The organism is Hydrogenophaga crassostreae, from assembly GCF_001761385.1.
In the GTDB taxonomy this organism is placed as follows: domain Bacteria; phylum Pseudomonadota; class Gammaproteobacteria; order Burkholderiales; family Burkholderiaceae_C; genus Hydrogenophaga; species Hydrogenophaga crassostreae.
In genome coordinates, this window is record NZ_CP017476.1 from 2,575,919 (window position 1) to 2,597,344 (window position 21,426).

Consider the following 21,426-nt stretch of genomic DNA (forward strand, 5'->3'; position numbering starts at 1 on the left):
CATGGCAATCTGCAAAAATTTTGCCTTCATACTTCCCACGCCCTATTTGCACTTGGATTAGATCCGATTTTTAGTGATGCCGATGCAATTAGCAAATTTCCGGTACGAAATTCTACACGTAGTACTACGTTACCAACAACCCACCGAAGCAATGAGGGGGCTCTCACATCATTTGCAGAGAACCCAACTAGTGCCTCAACATCTGTCCAATCCATGCCTCGTTCCAATTTATCGTAAGCAGCTATCAGCTTGGCTTCTTGGCCCGAGTTGCCGTCATCACCGCTGCCGCCATCGCTACCCCCCCCACAAGCCGTCAACACCATGGCCGCAGCCCCGCCCAGCACCACATGGCCCATGAGCCGACGGCGACTCAACAAGTTTGAGGTTTTTGGCGTAAACGGGGTCTTCATGGGTTTTTTCCTTCCTGGAATGGCGTTGAAGCAGATAGAGAGAAAACAGGGGCAAAGCCGAGGTACCGAAAGAAGGACTCGTACATGGCAAAAAATGCACAGCACTACTACTACCGACCTACCTATGGCGACACCGAGAGCATACTAAATTTTGCGACCAAAAGACTTACTTATAATCACATTCGAATGATAAAGAATGAGAATTTGTAAGCTGTAAACAGGCAAAGAGAGGATGCGCAGCAACTATTGACCTAAATTGAACTCCTGGAGTAGACGCGGAGCGAGGTGCGGTAGCCTGCGGATCAATGATGCTTACGGACCGGCGTTCCAACGGATACCTGACGCCGGCCTTTGAACGCAAAGGCATGCGAGGGAAGCAAGGGTAAGCGGGCGACAAACACGCTTGCGGCAAGCTTTCAAACCGCTCGAGCCATCAAGGGCTCGTGCGCGCGGGTTTGCTGAACTTCTGACTGCGAAACGCGCCTTGTCGCTAGCTGATCTTGCTGTTGCTGCTGATCGAGCTGCCCCAAACGCTCCAGCGAATCGGTCATGGGCTGGTTGGCGGCCTGACGGGCGTCGAGCACGCCGTCTTTGAGCATGGCGCCGTCGAGTTGGCCGTAGCGGATTTGTCCGTCGGCCACCCGAAACAGGTTGATGTCGCTCATGCCCTGCCCTCTGGCGCTGGCAGCGATGGCGTGGGCGGTGTTGCTTAAGCCCGTGTTCCACGGCAGGCCGTGTTGTTCTGCCACCTGGCGCACGTGGCGTTCGCTGGTTTCAAGCAGGCTTTGGGAGATGGGCGAGAGTGGTGAGGCAGAGGAAGCCCCGTTCGGCCCTTCGGGGGAAGGGGCTGCGCGGTCGACCGTGGTGCCGCTGTGCCAGGCTCGGTCTTCTGCTGTGGGTTTGGCGGGGTATTGGGAACTGTGGCCCTGTTCCACATTGGGCTTGATGGCGCGGGTGTGGTCGCTTTCTTTGAGCTCCGGGGTTTCGGGCGCTTTGACCGATGGGAGTTTGACAGGATCGGCTTTGGATTGGCCGTTGACAAATTCTTGGCGGGTGACGTCGAAATCAGCATACCCATATCTTTCCCCGCCTGTGCCAGCTGCTTTTTCGCCTTTGTAAGTCGTTTTGGACTCGACACTGTCCCCGTTGTAGACAGTTCGAGTCAGTTTCACCGCCTCTTGGTCATACCAGACCATTATTCTCCGCCCATCAATATTTCCTTCCGCCGTAAATACGCTGGATTCATTGTGGTCGCGTTGCGGTACCAAGATTCGGTGTGAATCGTCACGATCGAGCTCCGGGTAGGCGTTGTCCCGAGTTGAAGGATTGAGCGGATCGATATGGCGAGGCTTGATATGTTCATTGAACATCATCGCCACCTGGCTGTTGACGCCGCTGGTTGATAGCGCTTGCATGCCTGTGCTGGTGTAGGTGGCGCCTGCGTGAACCAGGCTGGGCAGACTCCATTGGGCACGCCCGCTCTCGCTGGCGTTCAAGGCCGGAAATTTGGGGTCGATACCCGCCAGATCGCGGTTCCATTCGCTGACCACGTCCACCGCTGGCCGGTAGCTGGTGTCGGCCTTGGCCACAAAGGCCTTGATAGCGGCATCGCGGTATTGGCCTTCGAGCCAGTTGGTGGGTTGGTAGCCCAGCATGTTTCCCAGCATTTCTTTGTCGGCTTGCCACAGCGCCAGGGTCCGTTCGGCCTTGCTCGTTGCGTCGTTGCCTTGGTATACCTTTTCGATGTAGGTGTAGTTGATGTCGTGGTCGCGGGTCACGTCGTCAAGAAATCCTATGGGACGCACTTGCCAGTCTTCTGCGGTGGGCAACTCTCCCACATGCAAGGATCTGCCCCCCGCATAATTGGGGCCAGCGTACATGCCAAAACGGGGTACAACGCCGCCGGAGCCTGTGGCTGTGGGGCGAGTGGTCTCGCTCATGGAATTTCCTCCCTATCGATCTATGAATCGCACATAAGACTCATGGTTTCAAGCTTTCAACATTGGGCCATTGCACCGCCTTGACTTCTTCGGATTTGATGTGCACCAATGAAAACACTGGCGCTGTCACCACTTGTTTTCGCAAGTCTTTGGCATCCTCAGTGGTTAGCCAATACGCTCGCCTCGGCCCTTGGCGCCCACTCATCATGGATTGAAGCCCGGACAACCCCGCCGCCCAAACTCCCGCCCGATCGATATCGGCGTCAGACACCTGAGATGGCTCGGGTGAAAAGAACGCCGCACGGGTTGCATACGGTGGAGTCGGGTCAACCAAACGCAGGTTCCCCGGGCCGGCCAAAATGCCTTGCACCGGATGCTCGGCATATACCCGGCCGAGTCCTTGGGCGACACGGTGAAAAGTGCGATCCACGGCTTTTCCCGTCTTGACGTTGTATTCCACATCCGTCATGCCGGCGCGCACAGCTTGCTGGTCCCTGGCCCAGAAACCATCGTCCAATGCCGTGAACCGAATTGCGCGCCCATCCAGCGAATACCGCGGCCCAGACAACGCGTTGATGAAGTGCACCTTGGCCGTCTCGGTGTGCAGCCCTGGCACCAGGTTGGCTTCTTCGTCGGTGGCGGGTTTGTAGCCGAACACCGAGATGCTGCCGATGTTGCGCCCGCTGGCCAGGCGGCTTTGGTGGTGGCTGCGCCAGTACAAAATTTGTTGGCCGTCGGGGCTGAAGTTGGGGCGGCTGATGCCGGCGACGGGCAGCAGCTTGAGCGGGCCGTAAACCGTGTCAGACCCTGCTGCGGCTTGCACGGCCATGGTGGCCAGCTGGCCGTAGCCGCTGTTTTCTTTGCAGTCGGGCTGCTCGCAGGTGGCCACGCCGAACACCAGCGTTTTGCCATCGGCGGAATAACTGGGGTATTGGTAGCTCTTGCCCTCTTCCTGCCCCGGCAGCAAGCGCCAGCGCTGATCAGCCCATCGGTATTCGACCAAACGGCAGTAATAGATGGCGCCAAGGCGGTTGCTGCAGAGGTTCACAACCATCTGTTCGCCATTGGGGTGGAAGCGGGCCTGCACGGGTGTCCAACAAATCGAGGTGGGCTGGGCGACGGCGCAAACGTCAACACCTGCAGGCTTGGATTCGCTGGCCGGCGCCACCGGCCCACCGTAGTTGCCAAAGCGCGGCACGCCGGGCGCACAGGCTGTCAAAGCGAGCACGGCCGAGAAAAAGAGTATGGCGCGACGCCCCCTGGAGGTGAATGGCAATGTGAAAATTTGAATGTACATGGGGTTCCCTGGAAGACAGGTGCGGGCCAGCGCCCTCAGAGTGGAACAAGGACTTTGATTCCGCCATTAGAAAACAGAGAGCGGCAAAAGGGGTCAATTGAACAGGTATCCCGCTTGCCTCATCGGGATGCGAATCAGTGCAATCGCAACCAAGTGGACAGGGTAATAGACATAGAACATCCAGCGTATGCGGGAGGCCGGGATGTTTGCCCGAGCGAAGAGCGCAATGAGTGGGATGGCTGCGAGCGCCCAATGGTTGCCGTTGACCGCAGCCAGCAGCGCGCAGGAAAGCAGCGCCCCGATCAGTGCCCAGGCATTGGGGTTTTTGAAGTACCACCAGCAGCACAGTCCGAGTGCGACCGCAGGCCACCAGTATTCGACCAGCACGCCGCCGATCAGGAACGTCGCCAGAGCGGTCCATCGGTACGCACCTCCCTTTTCAATCAGATAAGCGGTTGCGGCAACCACCAGCAGCGTAAAGAGCACGTTCAACGGCCACCAGCCTTGGGAAAGCCCGCCCAATAGAACAAAGGGCGGACAAGCCAGAAGCCCAAACACACCCAAGCGCAGCATGGTGCGTTCATATACATGGTGCGTCAAAGCGCCGGGTCGCGCGAGGTTGTAGGCAAGCACGAACAGGAAGACAGGCAGGCACACCCGCCCAGCCTCATAGAGCATGGGCAATGTTTCGTTGAACAGGTATTTGTTGACGTGGTCGCCGGTCATCAGCACCAGACCGGCCCACTTCAGCAGCTCGATGCTTCCGTTCGGAACAAGAATGGCCCTCACGCCCAAGCCTCACCATGCGACACAAGGCATTGCAGCCGTCGCAGCTTCAACTGCAACTGCAACTGCTGCGGATAACACTTTGATTTTTTGGCCACGAGGTCTTCAGCGCATTCTGGCTTCGATTTCACGCTGGCGAAGCGTCCGCCGGCGACCTCATCAAAAGAACCCGAAGACGCTGCCCAGTCCAAACCACTTGCCTTCGGCTTTTTCACAATTCTTGCGGCTCTTGATCCACTCGAACAGGTTTTGAGGGGTGTAGTGATAGTGGTTGCTGATGGCGATGCTGCCTTCCTTGCTGCCCCCCTTGGCGCCAATGCAGGTCCCGAGAGAGGGGGGTGCTTTTGGGCAAAGGGGAACCACAACTGCGGTGTAACCAGGATCGACCAGTTTCATGGGTTCCAGGTTTTTGCTGCAGGCATCTTGCAGCGCAGCCGATGTGGCCTTGCCGATCGGGATCGTTTCACTGCAGGTGATCAGTGGCATAGACGGGCGCTTGATATCGAGTTTGCCTTTTTGCAGGCAGGCCACTGGCATACCGGGTGTTGAACCGGGCTCAGGCATATCGAAACCATCGGGCAATTTGGGGAGTTTCATGGAATCGGGCAGCAAATCGGCAGGATCGATCCCCTCGGGCAACTCTCCCAGATTGTTCATGTCGATGCTGGGTAGTTTTAGTTCCAGCGCCTGCGCCGATGGCGCCATCAAGAGTGTCGACAACGCACCCATGCCAGCAACCAACACACCTTTTGAAAAACGGTTCATGTATTCCTCCATTGACCCGGTTATTGATTTTTTTCACCGCCGCAACGCTGACGAAAAGCTATCGCCATATCGTCAGTGTGGTTCGGTGGGGTTTGAGATCCATCAAATGACGCCTAAGCGTGAAGGTCTATTGCTCCATCAAATGATCACATTGCTCGAGGCCGTCTGGGGCACCGGCTTTGCCCTTGTAGCTGAAGGGCATTTTTCCTTGAGCTTTCCAGGTGCCGATACTCTTGGCCTTCGGACAGACCTCTTCATATTTTTGGGTCCACTTTGAGTTGAAACAGTACTGGTTCACGATCTCCCATGTGCCCGAAATGGGTTCCACCCCCACCCAGCAATGCGGTGGGTAGCCAAAGGCGCAAAAGGAGAAGACATCTTGACCCGCTGGCAGGTCATTGTTGAAGTAGGCACCACCCGTATCGGTCCCTGAGGGGGCAAGGCCACCGCATTTGGACTCCCCTGCTCCCGCCCAAACGCAAGAAACTGACAGCATCAGCGCAACGCCCAAGACCCCATTCGAAATTTTCATTTTTCTCTTCCCTGTGTGTGACAGACTTTGATCATTGCAGGCCCAACGCACGCCATTTGATCCAAACACCCGTGTGAATGAGCCTCGGTGTTCACACCTCACCCGGCACCAGTTCCGTGGGTGCATGGCGCAAAAACTCATTGCTGCTGGCCAATGCCGCCTTGCGGGTTGTACGCATGCCTTTTCGACGAGCGTGAAACTCGGGTAGCCAGGTGTCAGGCAACTCAGGTGTGGGATGCTCCCTAAGGATCGCCGCCAGGATCTCCACGTTGTCGCTGGAACCTGAAAGCACGGCCAATTCGTCGTCCATGCCATTGAGGTTGAGCTGGCACAACACAGCGTTGTGGCCCTGCTTCACCAGAAAGCACCGGCTGCGCTCGTCAAGACCCACAACCAGCTCAAACTCGGCCTGGGTCAGTTTGAGACCTTCCAGGTAGTCTTTGGCGTCGGCGTTGGGGTTGGGCAGCAAAATCAGCGTGGCGGTCTGCTCGATGAGTGCGGCGGAGATGTCGCTGTTGAGAGCGTCTTGTGGGCTCTGGGTGGCAAAAATACCCAGGCCGTTTTGCTTCCGGATGGTCTTTTGCTTGTTTTTGGCGAAGTCTTTGAGACCTCCTTTGCCTTCAAGCACCTTCCAGAACTCGTCCATCACATAGATGAACGGACGGCCATCGATCAGGCTCTCCATGCGGTGGAGCAGGTACTGGATGATGGGTTCGCGTGTTTTGTTGTCTTCGATCACCTCGGTGTAATCGAAACCAATGATGTTGGCGCCTTCCAGATCGATGTTGTCTTTGGGGTTGTCAAACACCCAGGCCGCTGGGCCGCCCTTGCACCAGATCGAAATGGCTTCAAAGAGGCTGTCTTCGCCCATATTGGGCAGGCTCTTTTGCAGATTGCTCATGGTGCGCAGATGCATGGGTGTATCGAGAATGGCTCGAACCGCGCGAATCAAGTCTTCTTGCTCTGAAGGCGAGTACTTCTCTTTAGCGCACAAGGTTTGTATCAGCTCCACCAGAAACTGTTCGTTTTCTGGCGTGTTGTCACACTGCAAAGGGTTAAAACCTGTGGGGCGCCCTTTTTCGAGTGTGAAGTAGCGCCCGCCACAAGCCCTAATGAAAATCTCGGCACCCCGGTCTTTGTCAAAGAAGAAAATGGTGGGTTCGGGTTCGATCTTTTGAACCTGGGCCAGTAAAAAATTGATCAATGCCGTTTTACCGGTGCCAGATTTACCGATCACCATGGTATTGGCGATGGCCTTTTCACCCAATGAATACTCGTGAGGCCGGGTGGCATGGAAGTTGAAGTGGTAGGCCTGATTGTTCAGCGTTTGAAGAATACTGACCGAAGGGCCCCAGGGGTTGAAGTTGGGTTTCCCCGTGGCAAAATTGTGCAACGGGCTTAAGCCCAGAAAATTCAAAGAACTCAAATTGGCGATGCGGGGCCGAAAACGCCAGTTGCAAGGCAACTGGGCATAAAACGCCGCAGGAATCGCAACGTCTTCTTTGACAGTGACAAAACCCGCGCCAGACAACTGCGCCCGTGCCTGGGATACGTTGTTGTAGAGCTCTTCTTGGTCGGCCGCAAATATGGCCAAATTGAAATGGTATTGCCCAAGAACAAAGTTACCTGAAGCCAGCTGATCCATTGCAAAATCCAACTCCACGATCTGACTCACTGCCTTGTCTTCTGAAGACAGCATCGCGCCTTTGGTTCGTTCCAACGCTTTCATGGAATCGTAGCGACTCATGGGTGTGAACGAATGGGTGACGATGTATTCAAATTCCAGGTACTTTAAACCGTTCAAAATGCCCGGCCAAGAACTGTCTGCATATTCCTTTATATTGAGAATGGCACCATAAAAGTTGTCGCCATTCGAGCTGCGAATCGCGAAATCGCCACTGCCAGTCGAAAACATGTGTTTGCTGGTCGGCAGGTAGTCGTAAATGGGGGCCGTCAACACAGGGACAGGCTCATCCACATGGTTCACCAGATAGCCGAAAAACTCCAGGTTTTCGGAAAACACCTGTTTGTGAACACTTTCGTACAAACCCAATCGGTAGGGCGAATAGTCTTGCAGCAAGGCTTCTACGTTGCCCACCAACTCATAAATCTTTTCGAGATAGGCCTTTTCTTCCTTGCGCAACACTTCGACATCTCGCGATATGGCCGCGAATCTCTTGCCGCTGACCACAGGGCGATAGATCAAGGTCAGATACAACTCGTTTTGCATCAGGTTCTTGCCAGACAACCTTTCCATATAGGTGTCGTGGAGTTGTTGACTGAACTGATGGGGAAACCGGCCATCGGTTCTGATAGGCCTGCGCCGACGCACATCGTGCGACCAGAATGCAATGTTTTCGAAATCGGGGGCACGAAGACTTTGCAAGAGGCTGTTGAAGGTCTTATGCCGGTGTTCCAGCTCCCAGTCTTCCCGGCCAACAAACGGAAATCCGCTCAGCAGCCACGTGATCATGTAGTCGCCTTCACGCGACTTCACCACATGTGCATCAACATGGGAGCTGAACGGAAGAAAATTGCTGTAGTTGGCGTCTGGGATAATCATATTTATTTGGAGAAATCAAGCCCATCGTCACTGGTCAAGATTCATACCCCGTCATTTTTTGAATTTTTTTGGAATACTTTGACGGCCCAAACGCCCATGCCTCACCATTTTCTTGTCGATTTTTTGGAATAAATCTGAAAATCAGATTGAGGCCAATCAAGCGAAAAATCATTTCATCCCTCTTTGCCATTATTCGCATGACAAATATGGACAGTGGAATCAGCAGCAACAAGTACAGGGAAAAATACATGGCAAGCATGAGCGGCACACCTGCCCCAACCAAAAAAGGGATATATGGCACCCCCAAGATCGTTGGGGGTCGCGTGCACCCGCGAAAAAGAATATCTTTTTTCACTCTATTCTCAATGGAACACGTGACACTTTGAAACCACTTATGTGCCGCAACCTACGACGGCACCTGCTGGAGTCCAGTTGGCAGTAAACCAGCCAGCAATTGCGGATGCGCCACCAATCAGCAACCCACCGATCAAAACTGGAGCAACATCTGACAAACGCTTATGCGCAAATGCAATTTGATAGCCGGCAAACACAATGGCGATGGTCACGATAGATATCGAAACCAGCTTCAAAAGCCATTCGAAATTCTCAAAAAACCCTCTGACGTTTGTGCATGCGGCGTCAAAGCCCGGCGCACCTGCGATCGCACTCGAAGAGGCAGCCATCACTGAAAACAAGAGACACAGCGAAAGAACGGTCTTGCCTTCTGTGCCAATTTTCTGAAACCCACGATTCATCCCAACCTCCATATTAAAAAACGAATGAGCCGTCAGACGACGGTCTATTGCCCTGCGAAGCAGGTTTGCTGGTGTCAGCGCCGCTGACAGCCGTGTTTCCAGGTTGCCCTGAAGACTCTGTTGAGTGCAGCAAGCTGCCGCCCTTGCGGGCAGCCATGGCTTTGTTGTCTGCACTGGATTCTTGTTGTGCTTTGCGCACGCCTGTCGCTGCCGCCGGCATGGATACCGCATCTGGATTGGGCAGTGGCAACTGATTGGCGGGCAGACCGGTTGAGTTGCTGGCCGGAACGATCCGCGTTTTGTAGGGGTCGCCATTCACGCCCACCACCTGGGTGGGAATCTGGCTGAGGACACCTGCAGATGTTTGCAGCGCCGCAGACGGCAGAGCTCCTGGGCCAGGAACCGGGATGGCCGGGCGGTTTTCTGCGGTTTCCGCCGCCGACTGCAAGCCGGCCGGCTTGGCCGCTGCATTGGCATAAGCATTTGCCGTGACGGACAGCGGTGTGGACGGCAAATACTTGCGAATCGCGTAGGGCTCGGGGTAGTTGTCAACGGGAACAGGCGCTGCCTTGGGCAACCCAACAGCAGGCGATGCTGGGGCAACCAGCGGCAGGCTGTCTTCCTTGGCAGGTTTGCGCGGCTTGTTGCTGTTGTAAGGAATGATCCGAACACTGGCCTTTGGCTCGGTCACGCTGTACTGCGCTTTTCGAATGGAGGCAAAGATCTTTTGAACGTAACCGTGTTCAAAGCCGGTGGAGAAATTGCCTGAGTAGTAGCAGCTGAAGGCTTTGCCCCAGTCTTGCGCCCTGTCGTAGCACTCGCGCAAGATCCGTGAGCCGGCTTTCAAATTGGCGCAAACGTCAAAGGCGTCGGCATAGGTCGAGAGTCCGTATTTCGCCAGGTTGTAGCGGTTGACCTGGGCGATGCCCACCGAGAAGTTGTAGCCCTCTTCCTTCAGTTGCCGGATGGCTGCCAGCGCTTCGTCGAGACTGGTGGGCTGGCGCGCCAGATACCCGCCCACCACACCGATGGCAAAGGGGTTGCGTGAAGACTCTACGTGGACCACGTGTTGCATGACTTCTCCGGGCACCGCTAGGTCGGGGCAATCGAGCATGGGAGCGCCTCAGCGAACAGCCAGCCACGCACCTGGAGCCCGAGCAAGTGCGGCAAAACTGACCCGAATATCTGAGGGGACGAAGACCATAAAGCGGCAGCACGTGGACAAAAGTTGTACTCGCCAAATTGTAGCTTACAACCTAATCTTGTCTCGTAAAGTAGTGCAATAGACCACCTGATATTTGCATATCCTGTGGTGTGCCGAATACAAATTGCTATTGATGGATTCGGATCTCCATCCCCCAGATCAATGGGTTTGCATGGCCCTGAACACCGCAAGCGCTTCAACGGTGGGGCTCACATCGTGCACGCGCAGCAAACGGGCGCCACCGACAGCGGCCAGCAAAGCGGCCGCAACACTGGCCGTCACACGCCGGGCTGGTTCCGCAACCCCGGTCACTGCGCCCAAAGACGATTTCCTGGACCACCCAACGAGCAGGGGGTAGCCTGGTTTCAACAGCTCTGATTGTTGTGACAACAACGAAAAGTTTTGTGCGACCGATTTGCCGAACCCCACACCGGGATCGAGCACGATGCGCGCTCGGTGCACGCCTAGCGCCTCCATCCGCTGCGCCCGACTCTGCAAGAAGGCGGCCACTTCGCCAACGATGACCCCTTCCATCGGCGATACCTGCATGGATTGTGGGTCGCGATGCATGTGCATCAAACACGTTCCACATGACGGATGACCCGCCACCACCGCCTCGGCCCCCCTCTGGCGGAGTGCCCAGACGTCATTGATGATGTCCACACCGAGATCCAGCGTGGCCTCCATCACTTCGGGCTTGTAGGTGTCTATCGATATGGGAATACCCAGTTTGACAAGCTCCCTGACCAGTGGAAGCACCCTCGCCAATTCTGCCTCCAGGGGCACCGGTGGCGAACCGGGGCGCGTGGATTCGCCGCCAATGTCCAGGATGTCAGCGCCCTCTTCGATCAAAGTTTCTGCATGGCGAAGTGCCTGCTTCAACGAAGCGTGAGCGCCTCCATCCGAAAAGGAGTCCGGCGTCACATTGACGATGCCCATGACTCGGGGCTGGGAGAGGTCTATTTGAAACCGGGTGGTTTGCCAGATCATGGGTTGAACGTCCGAATACAGGTGATTTCCTGGACCGCAGACAACAAAAAACGGGGCGCAGGGCCCCGTTTTTAGAATTGCTGCATTTGCAGTTTGACCGCAGATCAGGCCGCTGACGGCGCTGGATCGGTGGTTACCTCGGGGGTGCCGCCACTGCCGTCACCACCGCCCACGCTGGGGTTGCGTGGAGTCCAGTCTTTCGGTGGGCGGGGGGGCTTGCCGTCCATGATGTCGTCGATCTGGTCGGCATCGATGGTTTCCCATTCGAGCAGCGCCTTGGCCATGGCGTGCATCTTGTCGCGGTTCTCTTCGATGAGGTCGCGCGCCAGCTTGTATTGAATGTCGATGATGCTGCGCACCTCGGCATCCACCTTCTGCATGGTCTGCTCGCTCATATTGGTGGTTTTGGTCACCGAACGGCCCAGGAACACTTCCCCTTCGTTTTCGGCATAGACCATAGGGCCCAGCGCATCGGTCATGCCGTAGCGCATCACCATGTCTCGAGCAATCGATGTGGCCCGCTCGAAGTCGTTCGACGCACCAGTGGTCATCTGATTCATGAACACCTCTTCGGCGATACGGCCACCAAACAGCATGCTGATCTGGTTCAGCATGTACTCTTTGTCGTAGCTGTAGCGGTCTTGAGCCGGCAGGCTCATGGTCACGCCCAACGCTCGTCCACGCGGAATGATGGTGACCTTGTGTACCGGGTCGCACTTGGGCAACAGCTTGCCGATCAGGGCGTGGCCAGACTCGTGGTAGGCCGTGTTGCGGCGCTCTTCCTCGGGCATGACCATGCTCTTGCGTTCGGGGCCCATGAAGATTTTGTCTTTGGCTTTCTCAAAATCCTGCATTTCAACCGTACGGGCGTTGCGGCGCGCGGCCATCAAGGCGGCTTCGTTGCACAGGTTGGCCAGATCGGCACCGCTCATGCCGGGCGTGCCGCGAGCGATCACGCTGGGGTTCACATCGGCACCCAGTGGGACCTTGCGCATGTGCACATTCAGAATCTGTTCACGGCCACGGATGTCGGGCAAAGTCACGTACACCTGACGGTCGAAACGACCGGGACGCAGCAAAGCGGCATCAAGAATGTCTGGCCGGTTGGTGGCCGCGACCACGATCACGCCGAGGTTGGTCTCAAAACCATCCATCTCGACCAGCATCTGGTTCAAGGTTTGTTCGCGTTCGTCGTTGCCGCCACCCACGCCTGCGCCACGCTGGCGACCCACGGCATCAATTTCGTCAATGAAGATGATGCAAGGGGCATTTTTCTTGGCGTTTTCAAACATGTCGCGAACCCGGGCTGCGCCCACGCCCACAAACATTTCCACGAAATCAGAACCAGAAATACTGAAGAAAGGCACCTTGGCTTCGCCGGCAATACCTTTGGCCAGCAGGGTTTTACCCGTGCCAGGAGGGCCGACCAGCAACAAACCGCGAGGAATGCGGCCGCCGAGCCGTTGGAACTTGGCAGGATCTTTCAGGAAGTCGACGACTTCCTTCACCTCTTCTTTGGCCTCATCGCATCCCGCCACGTCGGCAAAGGTCACGGCGTTGTTGTTTTCGTCGAGCATGCGGGCCTTGCTTTTGCCGAAGCTGAACGCCCCGCCCTTGCCGCCGCCCTGCATCTGGCGCATGAAATACACCCAGACACCAATCAGCAGAAGCATCGGCCCCCAACTGATCAGAATGCTCATCAACAAGCCCTGCTCTTCGCGCTGACGCACGTCGAATTTCACGTTGTTGTTGATCAGATCGCCGATCAAACCGCGATCAAGGTAGGTGGCGGTGGTGCGAATGCGGTTTTCATCTTGCGTGATGGCCACGATCTCAGTACCACTGGGGGCTTCCTGGATGGTGGCGGCCTTGATCTGGCCTGACTTCACTTGTTGAAGGAAGTCGGAATACCCTACGGTGCCCGCGCTGCCGGCTACCCGTCCGTCGAATTTCTGAAAAACAACGAACAACACCATGGCGATGACCATCCACACGGCGATTTTCGAGAACCACTGGTTGTTCAAATCCGGCTCCTGGCTATAACTTTGTCGAGAATTGACATATGAGGTTCATTTTAGGCCTTTCAAGATGACCTGCACTTGATGAATGACATGGCAACCGCTATCAGTTCGATAGGTTGATGCACTACGCCTTGATCGCTTTGAGACCCTTGCCAACCAAAAAGGTTTCAGATGACCTGTCGCGCGATGCTTTGGGCTTGACCGCTTTGACCACCTTGAAGGTCTGCCGAAACAGGGCCACCATGGGATCGTAGGCGCCGCCATGAAAGAGTTTGACCACCAGACTGCCATCGGGTTTCAGGTGGTTGATGCTGAAATCCACCGCCAGTTCAATCAAATCGGTGATGCGGGCGGCATCGGATGAACCGATGCCAGACAGGTTGGGTGCCATATCGGACACCACCACATCCACAGCTTTGACGCCCCGGTCGGTCAGCGCGGCCTCCAGCTCGTGCAACACCGCTTCTTCACGGAAGTCGCCCAAGATGAAGTGCACCCCTTCTACGGGCTCCATGGGCAACATATCCAGCGCGATGATGTGGCCATTCAAGGCCCCCACCGCCGCACCGCTGGGACTCAATCGACGGCGCAGGTACTGGCTCCAGGCTCCTGGCGTCGAACCCAGGTCAACCACGCAGTCGCCCGGATGGACCAGGCCATGGGTTTCGTCGATTTCCAGGAGCTTGTAGGCGGCGCGCGCGCGGTAGCCGTCTCGCTTGGCGAGACGCACATAGGGGTCGTTCACATGGTCATTCAGCCACGCTTTGTTGACCTTCTTGCTTTGCGTCTTGACTTTCATGCCCATCAGAGGCCCATTCACTGCGGTGTAAACGATAATTGTCCCATGCCTCAGATCACACTCACTACCGCCCAGCGCAAAGTTCACCGCGCTGATGCCCACCACCTCGACCCAGTCGTACTCGTTGGAGGCGACGGACTGAGTCCGTCTGTCAAAAAAGAGATCAACGCCGCGCTCAATGCACACGGCTTGATCAAAGTGCGTGTCTTCAGCGATGACCGCGCCGCTCGAGAAGCCATGTTTCTGGCCCTGACCGATGAACTGAACGCCGCGCCGATTCAGCACATTGGCAAATTGCTGGTGCTGTGGCGCCCGATGCCGGAAAAAGCCAAGGCGGTTGACGAAGACCGCATGCCTGGCCCACGCGAGGTGAAGGTGCTGAAGTTCAGCAAACGCGGTGGCCAACGGCCTGAAGTCAAGACGGTGCGGGTGCTGGGCAACCAGCGCCTCACCACTGGCGGTCAGGTTAAACGGGCCAAGGTACTTAAAAAGAGCATCAAGAAATCGGCGCCCTGAGCCGATGCTCCTGACATAACGGCGTTGGGGGGCCTCATGGGCCCACCGGGCTTGAAACTTTGCGCCAGGCGCACCATCTGACCCCTCATGAACGCACCAACCAACACCAATCCCCTGCTTGATTTCGCTGGGCTGCCCCATTTCGACACCATTGCGCCGACCCATGTGGCGCCGGCGATCGATGCGTTGCTGAAGGCCGCAAATGAAGCGCTTGAGACGGTGACGCAAGACGATTTCCCGGCCGACTGGACATCCATGGCCACAGTGCTCGATGTCGTGACCGAGCGCCTCTCGCATGCCTGGGGCGCGGTGAGCCACCTCAATGGTGTGGCCGATACGCCGGAGTTGCGCGCGGCCTACAACGAAGCACTACCCCGTGTGACCGAGTTCTACACGCGCCTGGGGGCCGACGAACGGTTGTTTGCCAAATACAAGGCCATGGATGTGGCCAAGCTCACCGATGAGCAACGCCAGGCCCATAAAAACGCCATGCGCGGTTTTGTTCTGGGTGGTGCCGATTTGAAGGGTGAAGCGCGCAAGCGTTTTGCCTGGTTGCAGGAACGCCAGGCCGAGCTCACGCAAAAGTTCAGCGAAAACGCACTCGATGCTACCGACGGGTTTGCCATCTACGTCAGCGCCGAGGAACTCGCCGGCGTGCCTGGCGACGTACTGAAAGCCACCGCGGCAGCGGCAAAGGTCGATGGCAAAAGCGGCCACAAACTCACATTGAAGTTGCCCGTCTACTTGCCCGTGATGCAGTTTGCCCACAACGCCGGCGTGCGCGAACAACTCTACAAAGCGTATGCCACGCGCGCGAGCGACCAGGCCCCCAAAGAGTCCCAGATCTGGGACAACACAGCCATCATGGTCGAGCTCCTTGCACTGCGCCAGGAAGAATCCGAGTTGCTTGGCTACCGCCACTTTGCCGACGTTTCACTCGTGCCCAAGATGGCCGAATCACCCGAACAGGTGGTGGCCTTTTTGCGTGAACTGGCGGTCAAAGCCAAGCCGTTCGGCGAAAAAGATCTCGCCGATCTGAAGTCGATCGCAGCCAGCGATCTGGGTCTGAACGATCCCCAGCCCTGGGACTGGACGTATATCAGCGAAAAGCTCAAAGAGGCGCGATATGCCTTCAGCGAGCAGGAAGTCAAACCCTATTTCCCGCTCGACAAAGTGCTCGCCGGCCTGTTCCAGATCGTTGAGACCTTGTTTGACGTGGCCATTCGCCCCGACCAAGCGGCTGTCTGGAACCCCAGCGTCCGCTTTTTCCGCATCGAGCGCAACTCGCCAAAAGGTATGCAGCTGGTGGGCCAGTTTTACCTTGACCCATCGGCTCGCAACGGCAAGCGCGGTGGTGCCTGGATGGACGACGTGCGCGCCCGCTGGATGCGCCCCGACACGGGTCTGTTGCAGACCCCGGTGGCCCATCTGGTGTGCAACTTCTCTGAAGGCGTTGACGGCAAACCCGCTTTGCTCACACACGACGATGTGATCACCCTGTTCCATGAATTTGGCCATGGTCTGCATCACATGCTCACCCAGGTGAACGAACACGATGTGTCTGGCATCAGCGGAGTGGAATGGGACGCGGTCGAGTTGCCGAGCCAGTTCATGGAAAACTTCTGCTGGGAATGGGATGTGCTCAAACACATGACCGCCCACGTGGACACCGGCGCCCCCCTGCCACGCGAACTGTTCGACAAGATGCTCGCGGCCAAGAATTTCCAGAGCGGCTGGCAAACCCTGCGGCAAGTGGAGATGTCGCTGGTGGACATGCTCCTGCACAGCCAGGCGACCCCACCAGCCTCGGGCGAAGCCATGCTGGCCTTGCACCAACAGGTGCGCGATGAAGTGGCCTTGCTGGTGCCACCCGCTTACAGCCGCACGATCAACACCTTCAGTCACATTTTTGCTGGTGGTTATTCTGCTGGGTATTACAGCTACAAGTGGGCCGAGGTGCTTTCGGCCGATGCCTATGCCGCGTTCGAAGAAGCGGGCAAAATCTCTGGCCAGGGCGCGCTGGACGTGGCCACCGGCCGCCGCTACCGCGAAACCATCCTGGAAGCTGGCGGCAGCCGGCCGGCGATGGAGTCGTTCAAGGCGTTTCGTGGGCGCGAACCCACCATTGATGCTCTGCTGCGCCACCAAGGCATGGCTTGAACTTCACCACCGCGCAAAACCAGCCGATCAAGCGAATCCGATGATCTACCTTGTGAGAAAGAAGCCGATATGAATCCCATTCAGCCCCGTTTCCGCCTGAGTTTCACCAGCCGCCAATGGCTCGCCTGCGGCGTTGTGCTTTGTGCGGCAGTGAGCGCGACGGCCCATGCGCAAGGCGTGTATCGCATCGTCGGGCCTGACGGCAAGGTCACTTTCTCTGACCAGCCACCTCCAGCGGCCGCCAAAAACAACCTGCCTTCACCAGCCGCAACAGCCACTGGTGGCGGCGCGGCGGCTGCTGGCGGTCGTTTGCCCATTGAACTGCGCAAAGCGGCGAGCCAGTTTCCGGTGGTGCTGTACACGGGCAAAGACTGCTCGCCGTGCAACAGCGGACGCAACATGCTGATCAACCGCGGCATCCCATTTACCGAGAAAACCATTGACAACAACGAGTCTGTGGCGGCGCTCAAGCAGCTCAGCGGACAGAATTCGATTCCTTTGCTGACAATTGGCTCGCAGCAACTGAAGGGCTTTTCCGATACCAACTGGTCGCAATACCTCACTGCGGCCGGCTACCCTGAAAAATCGGCTCTCCCCAGCAACTACCCGCGCGCGAGCGCAACGCCATTGGCCGAGGCCAGCCTGGCCAAACAGGTTGACACCCCGAAGCCTGCTGAACCCGCAGAGGCGGCAGCGCCTGAGCGTGAGGTGCCCGTTGCGTCACCCAATTCGGGCATTCGTTTCTAGCAATGGCACAAGCGGCGAACCGATGAAGGTTCGCCGCTACCGGCGCTAAAACGTCAGCGTTTTCACGCCTGACGGCGTGCCCAACAAGCACACGTGAGCACGCTGGTGGGCAAACACGCCCACCGTCACCACGCCCGGCCACTGGTTCACTTCGCTCTCAAACGCCAGCGGATCGGCGATCTGCAGGCCGGTCACATCCAGGATCTGCTGCCCGTTGTCGGTCACCAGCGGGGCACCGTCTTTCAGGCGGAGTTTGGCTTGCGCGCCCATGGCGACGAACTGGCGCGCGATGCGGGCCGCCGCCATCGGGATCACTTCGACTGGCAAGGGAAACGCGCCCAGCGCCTTCACCATCTTGGATTCGTCGGCGATGCACACGAAGCGCTTCGATTGCGCCGCCACGATTTTTTCGCGGGTCAGCGCGGCGCCGCCGCCCTTGACCATGTTGCCCTGCGCGTCAATTTCGTCGGCGCCATCGATGTAAACCGACAGCTCGGCCACGTCCGCCGCTTCCAGCACCGGGATGCCCAGCGCCTTCAAACGCGCCGTCGATGCCTCCGAGCTCGACACCGCGCCAGGGATCTGGTCTTTCATGGTCGCCAGGGCGTCGATGAACTTGTTCACGGTGGAGCCGGTGCCCACGCCCACGATCTCGCCGGGGGTCACATACGCCAGGGCAGCTTGCCCCACCAGGGTTTTCAATTCGTCTTGGGTCATTTGCGACAATCAGAGGTCAAAACCCAATTATCGCCATGTCCCTGCTCCCCTACTCCCTCGCCCGCCCCTTTCTCTTCAGCATGGACCCCGAAGCGGCACACGAGGTCACGCTCGGCGGCCTGGCCGCCATCCAGCGCTCGCCGCTGACCTGCCTCTACGGCGAAAACCGCGTCGACGACCCGGCAACGGTCGCGGGCCTCAACTTCCCCAACCGGGTTGGCCTGGCCGCCGGACTCGACAAAAACGCCCGCTGCATCGATGGCCTCGCCGCCATGGGCTTTGGCTTCGTGGAAGTCGGCACCGTGACGCCGCTGGCCCAGCCCGGCAACCCCAAGCCGCGCATGTTCCGCCTGCCCACGGCCAATGCGCTCATCAACCGCCTGGGCTTCAACAACGAAGGCTTGCAGGCCTTTCTGACCAACGTGCAACAGGCGCGCTTTCGCAAGCAAGGCGGCGGCGCAACGCCCCTGTTGCTCGGCCTGAACATCGGCAAAAACGCCGCCACCCCCATTGAGCGGGCCACCGAAGACTATTTGACCTGCCTCGATGGCGTCTACCCCCACGCCGACTACGTCACCGTCAACATCTCCAGCCCGAACACACAAAATCTGCGCAGCCTGCAAAGCGATGAAGCGCTGGACGCGCTGCTCGGCGCCGTGACCGAGCGCCGCGAGCAGCTTGCGCAACGCCACGGCAAACGCATCCCCATCTTCGTGAAAATCGCCCCCGATCTCGACGGCGCTCAGATCGATGTGGTCGCCGCCACCTTGCAGCGCTACGGCTGCGACAGCGATGGCCAGCCCAACAACGCCTGGGGCGTGATCGCCACCAACACCACGCTGAGCCGCGAAGCCGTGCAAGGCATGCCCCACGCCACCGAAGCCGGCGGTCTCTCGGGTGCGCCGGTATTGGAGATGAGCAACAAGGTGATCGCGCAGCTGCGCGGCAAGCTGGGCGCCGGCTTCCCCATCGTGGGCGTGGGCGGCGTGATGAGCGCAGCCGACGCAGTGAGCAAGATGCAGGCGGGCGCGGACCTGGTGCAGATCTACACCGGCCTGATCTACAAAGGCCCTGCCCTGGTCCGCGAATCGGCCCATGCGGTCAAAGCGTTCAAGCGCTGATCAGGTTCGCCACGTAGTCGCCCAAGGCCAGCGAGCTGGTCAGCCCGGGCGACTCGATCCCAAACATGTTGACCAAACCCACCACGCCATGCGCGGCCGGGCCGTCAATGCGGAAATCGGCCGCAGGCTCGTTGGGCCCGCTGATCTTGGGGCGAATGCCCGCGTAGCCCGGCTGAAGCGAACCGGCGGGCAATCCTGGCCAATAGCAACGCACGGCGGCTTCAAACTCGGCCGCCCGCGAAGCATCGGCCTGAAAATCATCAGCGCCGTCCACCCACTGCACATCCGGGCCGAACTTGACCTGCCCGCCCAGATCCACTGTGAGGTGAATGCCCAGACCCGCCAGATGCGCCTGCGGATCGGGCGCCGGGTAAATCAAGCGCTCAAACGGCGAGCGGCCCGACATAGTGAAGTAGTTGCCCTTGGCGAAATAGGCTTTGGGAATGTGCTCTTGAGCCAGCCCTTCTATGCGCTGCGCGATCGCCACCGCATGCAACCCCGCCGCGTTCACCACCGTCCTTGCCTGCAACCGCGTGCCATCCGCCGTTTCCACCAACACGCCATCGGCATTCGCTTGCAGTCGCACCACCTCCGTATGGCAAGCCACCATGCCACCCGCGTTCTCCAATTCGCCCTGCAAAGCCAGCATCAAGCCGTGGCTGTCCACAATGCCAGTGGACGGTGACAACAAGGCCGCCACGCATTCCAGCGCCGGCTCCAATGCCAACGCTTCTTCCCGGCTCAGCAACCGCATATCGTCCACGCCATTGCGGGTCGCCTTGTCCAGAATCGCCGGCAAACCCGCCGCCTGCGCGGCATTGGTCGCCACGATCAGCTTGCCGCAGGCCTTGTGGGCAATGCCCCGCTCGGCGCAGTAGCCGTAAAGCGCCTTGCGCCCTTCCACGCAAAGCCGCGCTTTCAGCGAACCTTCGGGGTAATAGATGCCCGCATGAATGACCTCGCTGTTGCGCGAACTCGTGCCCATGCCGATGCCGGCTTCGCGCTCCAGCACCATCACCTCCCGGCCGGCCAGCGCCAAAGCCCTTGCCACGGCAAGACCCACGACACCTGCGCCGATGACGATGCAATCCACTTGTTCGATGTCGTTCATTTGGGCTGGGTTCTGTTTCTGGTTGGTGGTTGCTCCAGCGTGTTCGGGCTCGCGGGCGCGACTTTAATTGGCAACCGTTTGCCAAAGCCCCTTAAGAGCGCTTGAAGCGTTGGTACTTACATCAATGGGTTGATCGAAAAGCCGAGCGTGAAGTATGTGGCCAAAACGAATTTATCTCCGAGTGCGAACTCCAGCCTGGCCTGCGCTCATCTAGTCACCGCTTGGTCTTCTTCAGAAATCAAACAGGCGGAGAGAAAATACAAGATCGTGGCGCATCAACCGCACCACAAGCCACACCGAGCTATTGTTCGCCTTCATCATCACGATCGCTACTTAATCCTCCAAAGGTAGCTGCTCGTTGTGCACCCCCATTGCCGCACCCAATAGGCCAAGCATTACTCAAGACCATTCATCTCATGAAACCAATCGAAAGATTCCAAGAAGAAGATTATCCTTTTCGCAAATCAATGAATTCATCAACCACTCGTAAAACGGATGAAACAACCACTCCCAAATCACCTCCACCGATGGAATATTTCTGAACAGGGAGCACCCATGGATAAACTTTATAGTCCTCAAACATGCCGTACGAATCACCCCCAGCCTCGATTAAAGGCTGAACGGGAACTGAGTTTAGATGGGGGATAATTGCTTGCAATTCATGAGGCACAGATTTTGGATCAGTTAAATCAGCAATGACAAATTTCGAAATGCTTGCAAGTGTTCTAACCGTCTCAGTAAGACTTCTACTTTCCGGCTTATCAAAATCAAACATGAGAGGAACATATCCACAATTTCGCACATGAACCCTCAACTCATTTAGGATCTTTTTCCGCTCCTCACTAAATCTTCCCAAGATCAATACAGTCTTGGATGCGAGGGTATCTATTGCCGACCTAATGCCCTCATTATTCATTAGCAAATAGACGAATTGCGCCAAAGCAATATTATCCAGTAAGATTAAACCGCCGGGTGCGGAAATAATCATATCC

The 21,426-nt window shown here is 57.4% G+C and carries 20 protein-coding genes; 4 read left to right on the forward strand and 16 right to left on the reverse strand.

The genetic code is table 11. The annotated features are described in order from the left end of the window. Positions 1-26: 26 nt before the first annotated feature. From LPB072_RS23455 to LPB072_RS11985, 13 genes are all read right to left on the reverse strand, one after another. A complete protein-coding gene (locus LPB072_RS23455) occupies positions 27-410 on the reverse strand; it encodes a hypothetical protein (protein ID WP_157559306.1) in 384 nt (127 codons plus the stop codon). A gap of 416 nt (positions 411-826) precedes the next feature. Next, positions 827-2,350: a hypothetical protein gene (locus LPB072_RS11930; RefSeq protein WP_066089937.1), complete on the reverse strand. Its 1,524-nt coding sequence runs from the start codon at positions 2,348-2,350 to the stop codon at positions 827-829. 40 nt (positions 2,351-2,390) lie between these two features. Beyond that, positions 2,391-3,647 carry a TolB family protein gene (locus LPB072_RS11935; RefSeq protein WP_066089940.1) on the reverse strand — a complete coding sequence of 419 codons (1,257 nt, stop codon included), beginning with the start codon at positions 3,645-3,647 and terminating at the stop codon, positions 2,391-2,393. A 93-nt stretch (positions 3,648-3,740) separates the two neighbouring features. Beyond that, positions 3,741-4,436 carry a TraX family protein gene (locus LPB072_RS11940; protein WP_082876944.1) on the reverse strand — a complete coding sequence of 232 codons (696 nt, stop codon included), beginning with the start codon at positions 4,434-4,436 and terminating at the stop codon, positions 3,741-3,743. A 156-nt stretch (positions 4,437-4,592) separates the two neighbouring features. Further along, the gene (locus tag LPB072_RS11945) at positions 4,593-5,198 is read right to left on the reverse strand and encodes a hypothetical protein (protein WP_157559307.1); all 606 of its coding nucleotides are present in this window, start codon (positions 5,196-5,198) and stop codon (positions 4,593-4,595) included. Positions 5,199-5,325: 127 nt separating this feature from the next. Continuing rightward, positions 5,326-5,730, reverse strand: a complete 405-nt coding sequence (locus LPB072_RS23895) for a hypothetical protein (RefSeq protein WP_066089946.1) — start codon at positions 5,728-5,730, stop codon at positions 5,326-5,328. Positions 5,731-5,821: 91 nt separating this feature from the next. Continuing rightward, positions 5,822-8,293, reverse strand: coding sequence for a VirB4 family type IV secretion/conjugal transfer ATPase (locus LPB072_RS11955; RefSeq protein ID WP_066089949.1), 2,472 nt, complete (start codon positions 8,291-8,293; stop codon positions 5,822-5,824). A 34-nt stretch (positions 8,294-8,327) separates the two neighbouring features. Further along, complete coding sequence (locus LPB072_RS11960) at positions 8,328-8,648, reverse strand: type IV secretion system protein VirB3 (RefSeq protein WP_066089952.1); 321 nt, start codon at positions 8,646-8,648, stop codon at positions 8,328-8,330. A 37-nt stretch (positions 8,649-8,685) separates the two neighbouring features. Then, positions 8,686-9,048 carry a TrbC/VirB2 family protein gene (locus LPB072_RS11965; protein ID WP_082876945.1) on the reverse strand — a complete coding sequence of 121 codons (363 nt, stop codon included), beginning with the start codon at positions 9,046-9,048 and terminating at the stop codon, positions 8,686-8,688. Between the two features lie 13 nt (positions 9,049-9,061). Continuing rightward, a complete protein-coding gene (locus tag LPB072_RS11970; RefSeq protein WP_096349063.1) occupies positions 9,062-10,162 on the reverse strand; it encodes a lytic transglycosylase domain-containing protein in 1,101 nt (366 codons plus the stop codon). Between the two features lie 249 nt (positions 10,163-10,411). Next, positions 10,412-11,242: a dihydropteroate synthase gene (folP, locus tag LPB072_RS11975; protein ID WP_066089961.1), complete on the reverse strand. Its 831-nt coding sequence runs from the start codon at positions 11,240-11,242 to the stop codon at positions 10,412-10,414. A 104-nt stretch (positions 11,243-11,346) separates the two neighbouring features. Continuing rightward, positions 11,347-13,266, reverse strand: a complete 1,920-nt coding sequence (ftsH, locus tag LPB072_RS11980) for an ATP-dependent zinc metalloprotease FtsH (protein ID WP_066089964.1) — start codon at positions 13,264-13,266, stop codon at positions 11,347-11,349. Between the two features lie 121 nt (positions 13,267-13,387). Continuing rightward, entirely contained in the window at positions 13,388-14,062 is a 675-nt protein-coding gene (locus tag LPB072_RS11985; RefSeq protein WP_066090881.1) for an RlmE family RNA methyltransferase, read from the reverse strand. A gap of 45 nt (positions 14,063-14,107) precedes the next feature. Here LPB072_RS11985 and LPB072_RS11990 point away from each other — a divergent pair, with 45 nt between their 5' ends. The 3 genes from LPB072_RS11990 (at position 14,108) to LPB072_RS12000 (ending at position 17,485) form a co-directional block, all read left to right on the forward strand. Continuing rightward, positions 14,108-14,578 carry a YhbY family RNA-binding protein gene (locus LPB072_RS11990; protein ID WP_066089967.1) on the forward strand — a complete coding sequence of 157 codons (471 nt, stop codon included), beginning with the start codon at positions 14,108-14,110 and terminating at the stop codon, positions 14,576-14,578. 87 nt (positions 14,579-14,665) lie between these two features. Next, on the forward strand, positions 14,666-16,738 hold the full coding sequence (locus LPB072_RS11995) for a M3 family metallopeptidase (RefSeq protein ID WP_066089970.1): 2,073 nt from the start codon (positions 14,666-14,668) through the stop codon (positions 16,736-16,738). A gap of 69 nt (positions 16,739-16,807) precedes the next feature. Then, positions 16,808-17,485 (forward strand): glutaredoxin family protein, encoded by a 678-nt coding sequence (locus LPB072_RS12000; protein ID WP_082876900.1) that lies wholly within the window; start codon positions 16,808-16,810, stop codon positions 17,483-17,485. Positions 17,486-17,530: 45 nt separating this feature from the next. On the opposite strand, the gene rpiA is transcribed toward LPB072_RS12000, so the two are convergent. Further along, positions 17,531-18,202 (reverse strand): ribose-5-phosphate isomerase RpiA, encoded by a 672-nt coding sequence (gene rpiA / locus LPB072_RS12005; protein WP_066089973.1) that lies wholly within the window; start codon positions 18,200-18,202, stop codon positions 17,531-17,533. Between the two features lie 35 nt (positions 18,203-18,237). Between rpiA and LPB072_RS12010 the strand changes: the two genes are divergently transcribed. Beyond that, positions 18,238-19,323 (forward strand): quinone-dependent dihydroorotate dehydrogenase, encoded by a 1,086-nt coding sequence (locus LPB072_RS12010; protein WP_066089976.1) that lies wholly within the window; start codon positions 18,238-18,240, stop codon positions 19,321-19,323. On the opposite strand, the gene LPB072_RS12015 is transcribed toward LPB072_RS12010, so the two are convergent. Together LPB072_RS12015 and LPB072_RS12020 are read right to left on the reverse strand one after the other, a co-directional pair. Beyond that, entirely contained in the window at positions 19,313-20,434 is a 1,122-nt protein-coding gene (locus LPB072_RS12015) for an NAD(P)/FAD-dependent oxidoreductase (protein ID WP_066089978.1), read from the reverse strand. The genes LPB072_RS12010 and LPB072_RS12015 overlap by 11 nt on opposite strands. Before the next feature lie 448 nt (positions 20,435-20,882). Then, positions 20,883-21,422, reverse strand: coding sequence for a hypothetical protein (locus tag LPB072_RS12020; RefSeq protein WP_066089982.1), 540 nt, complete (start codon positions 21,420-21,422; stop codon positions 20,883-20,885). Positions 21,423-21,426 lie beyond the last annotated feature (4 nt).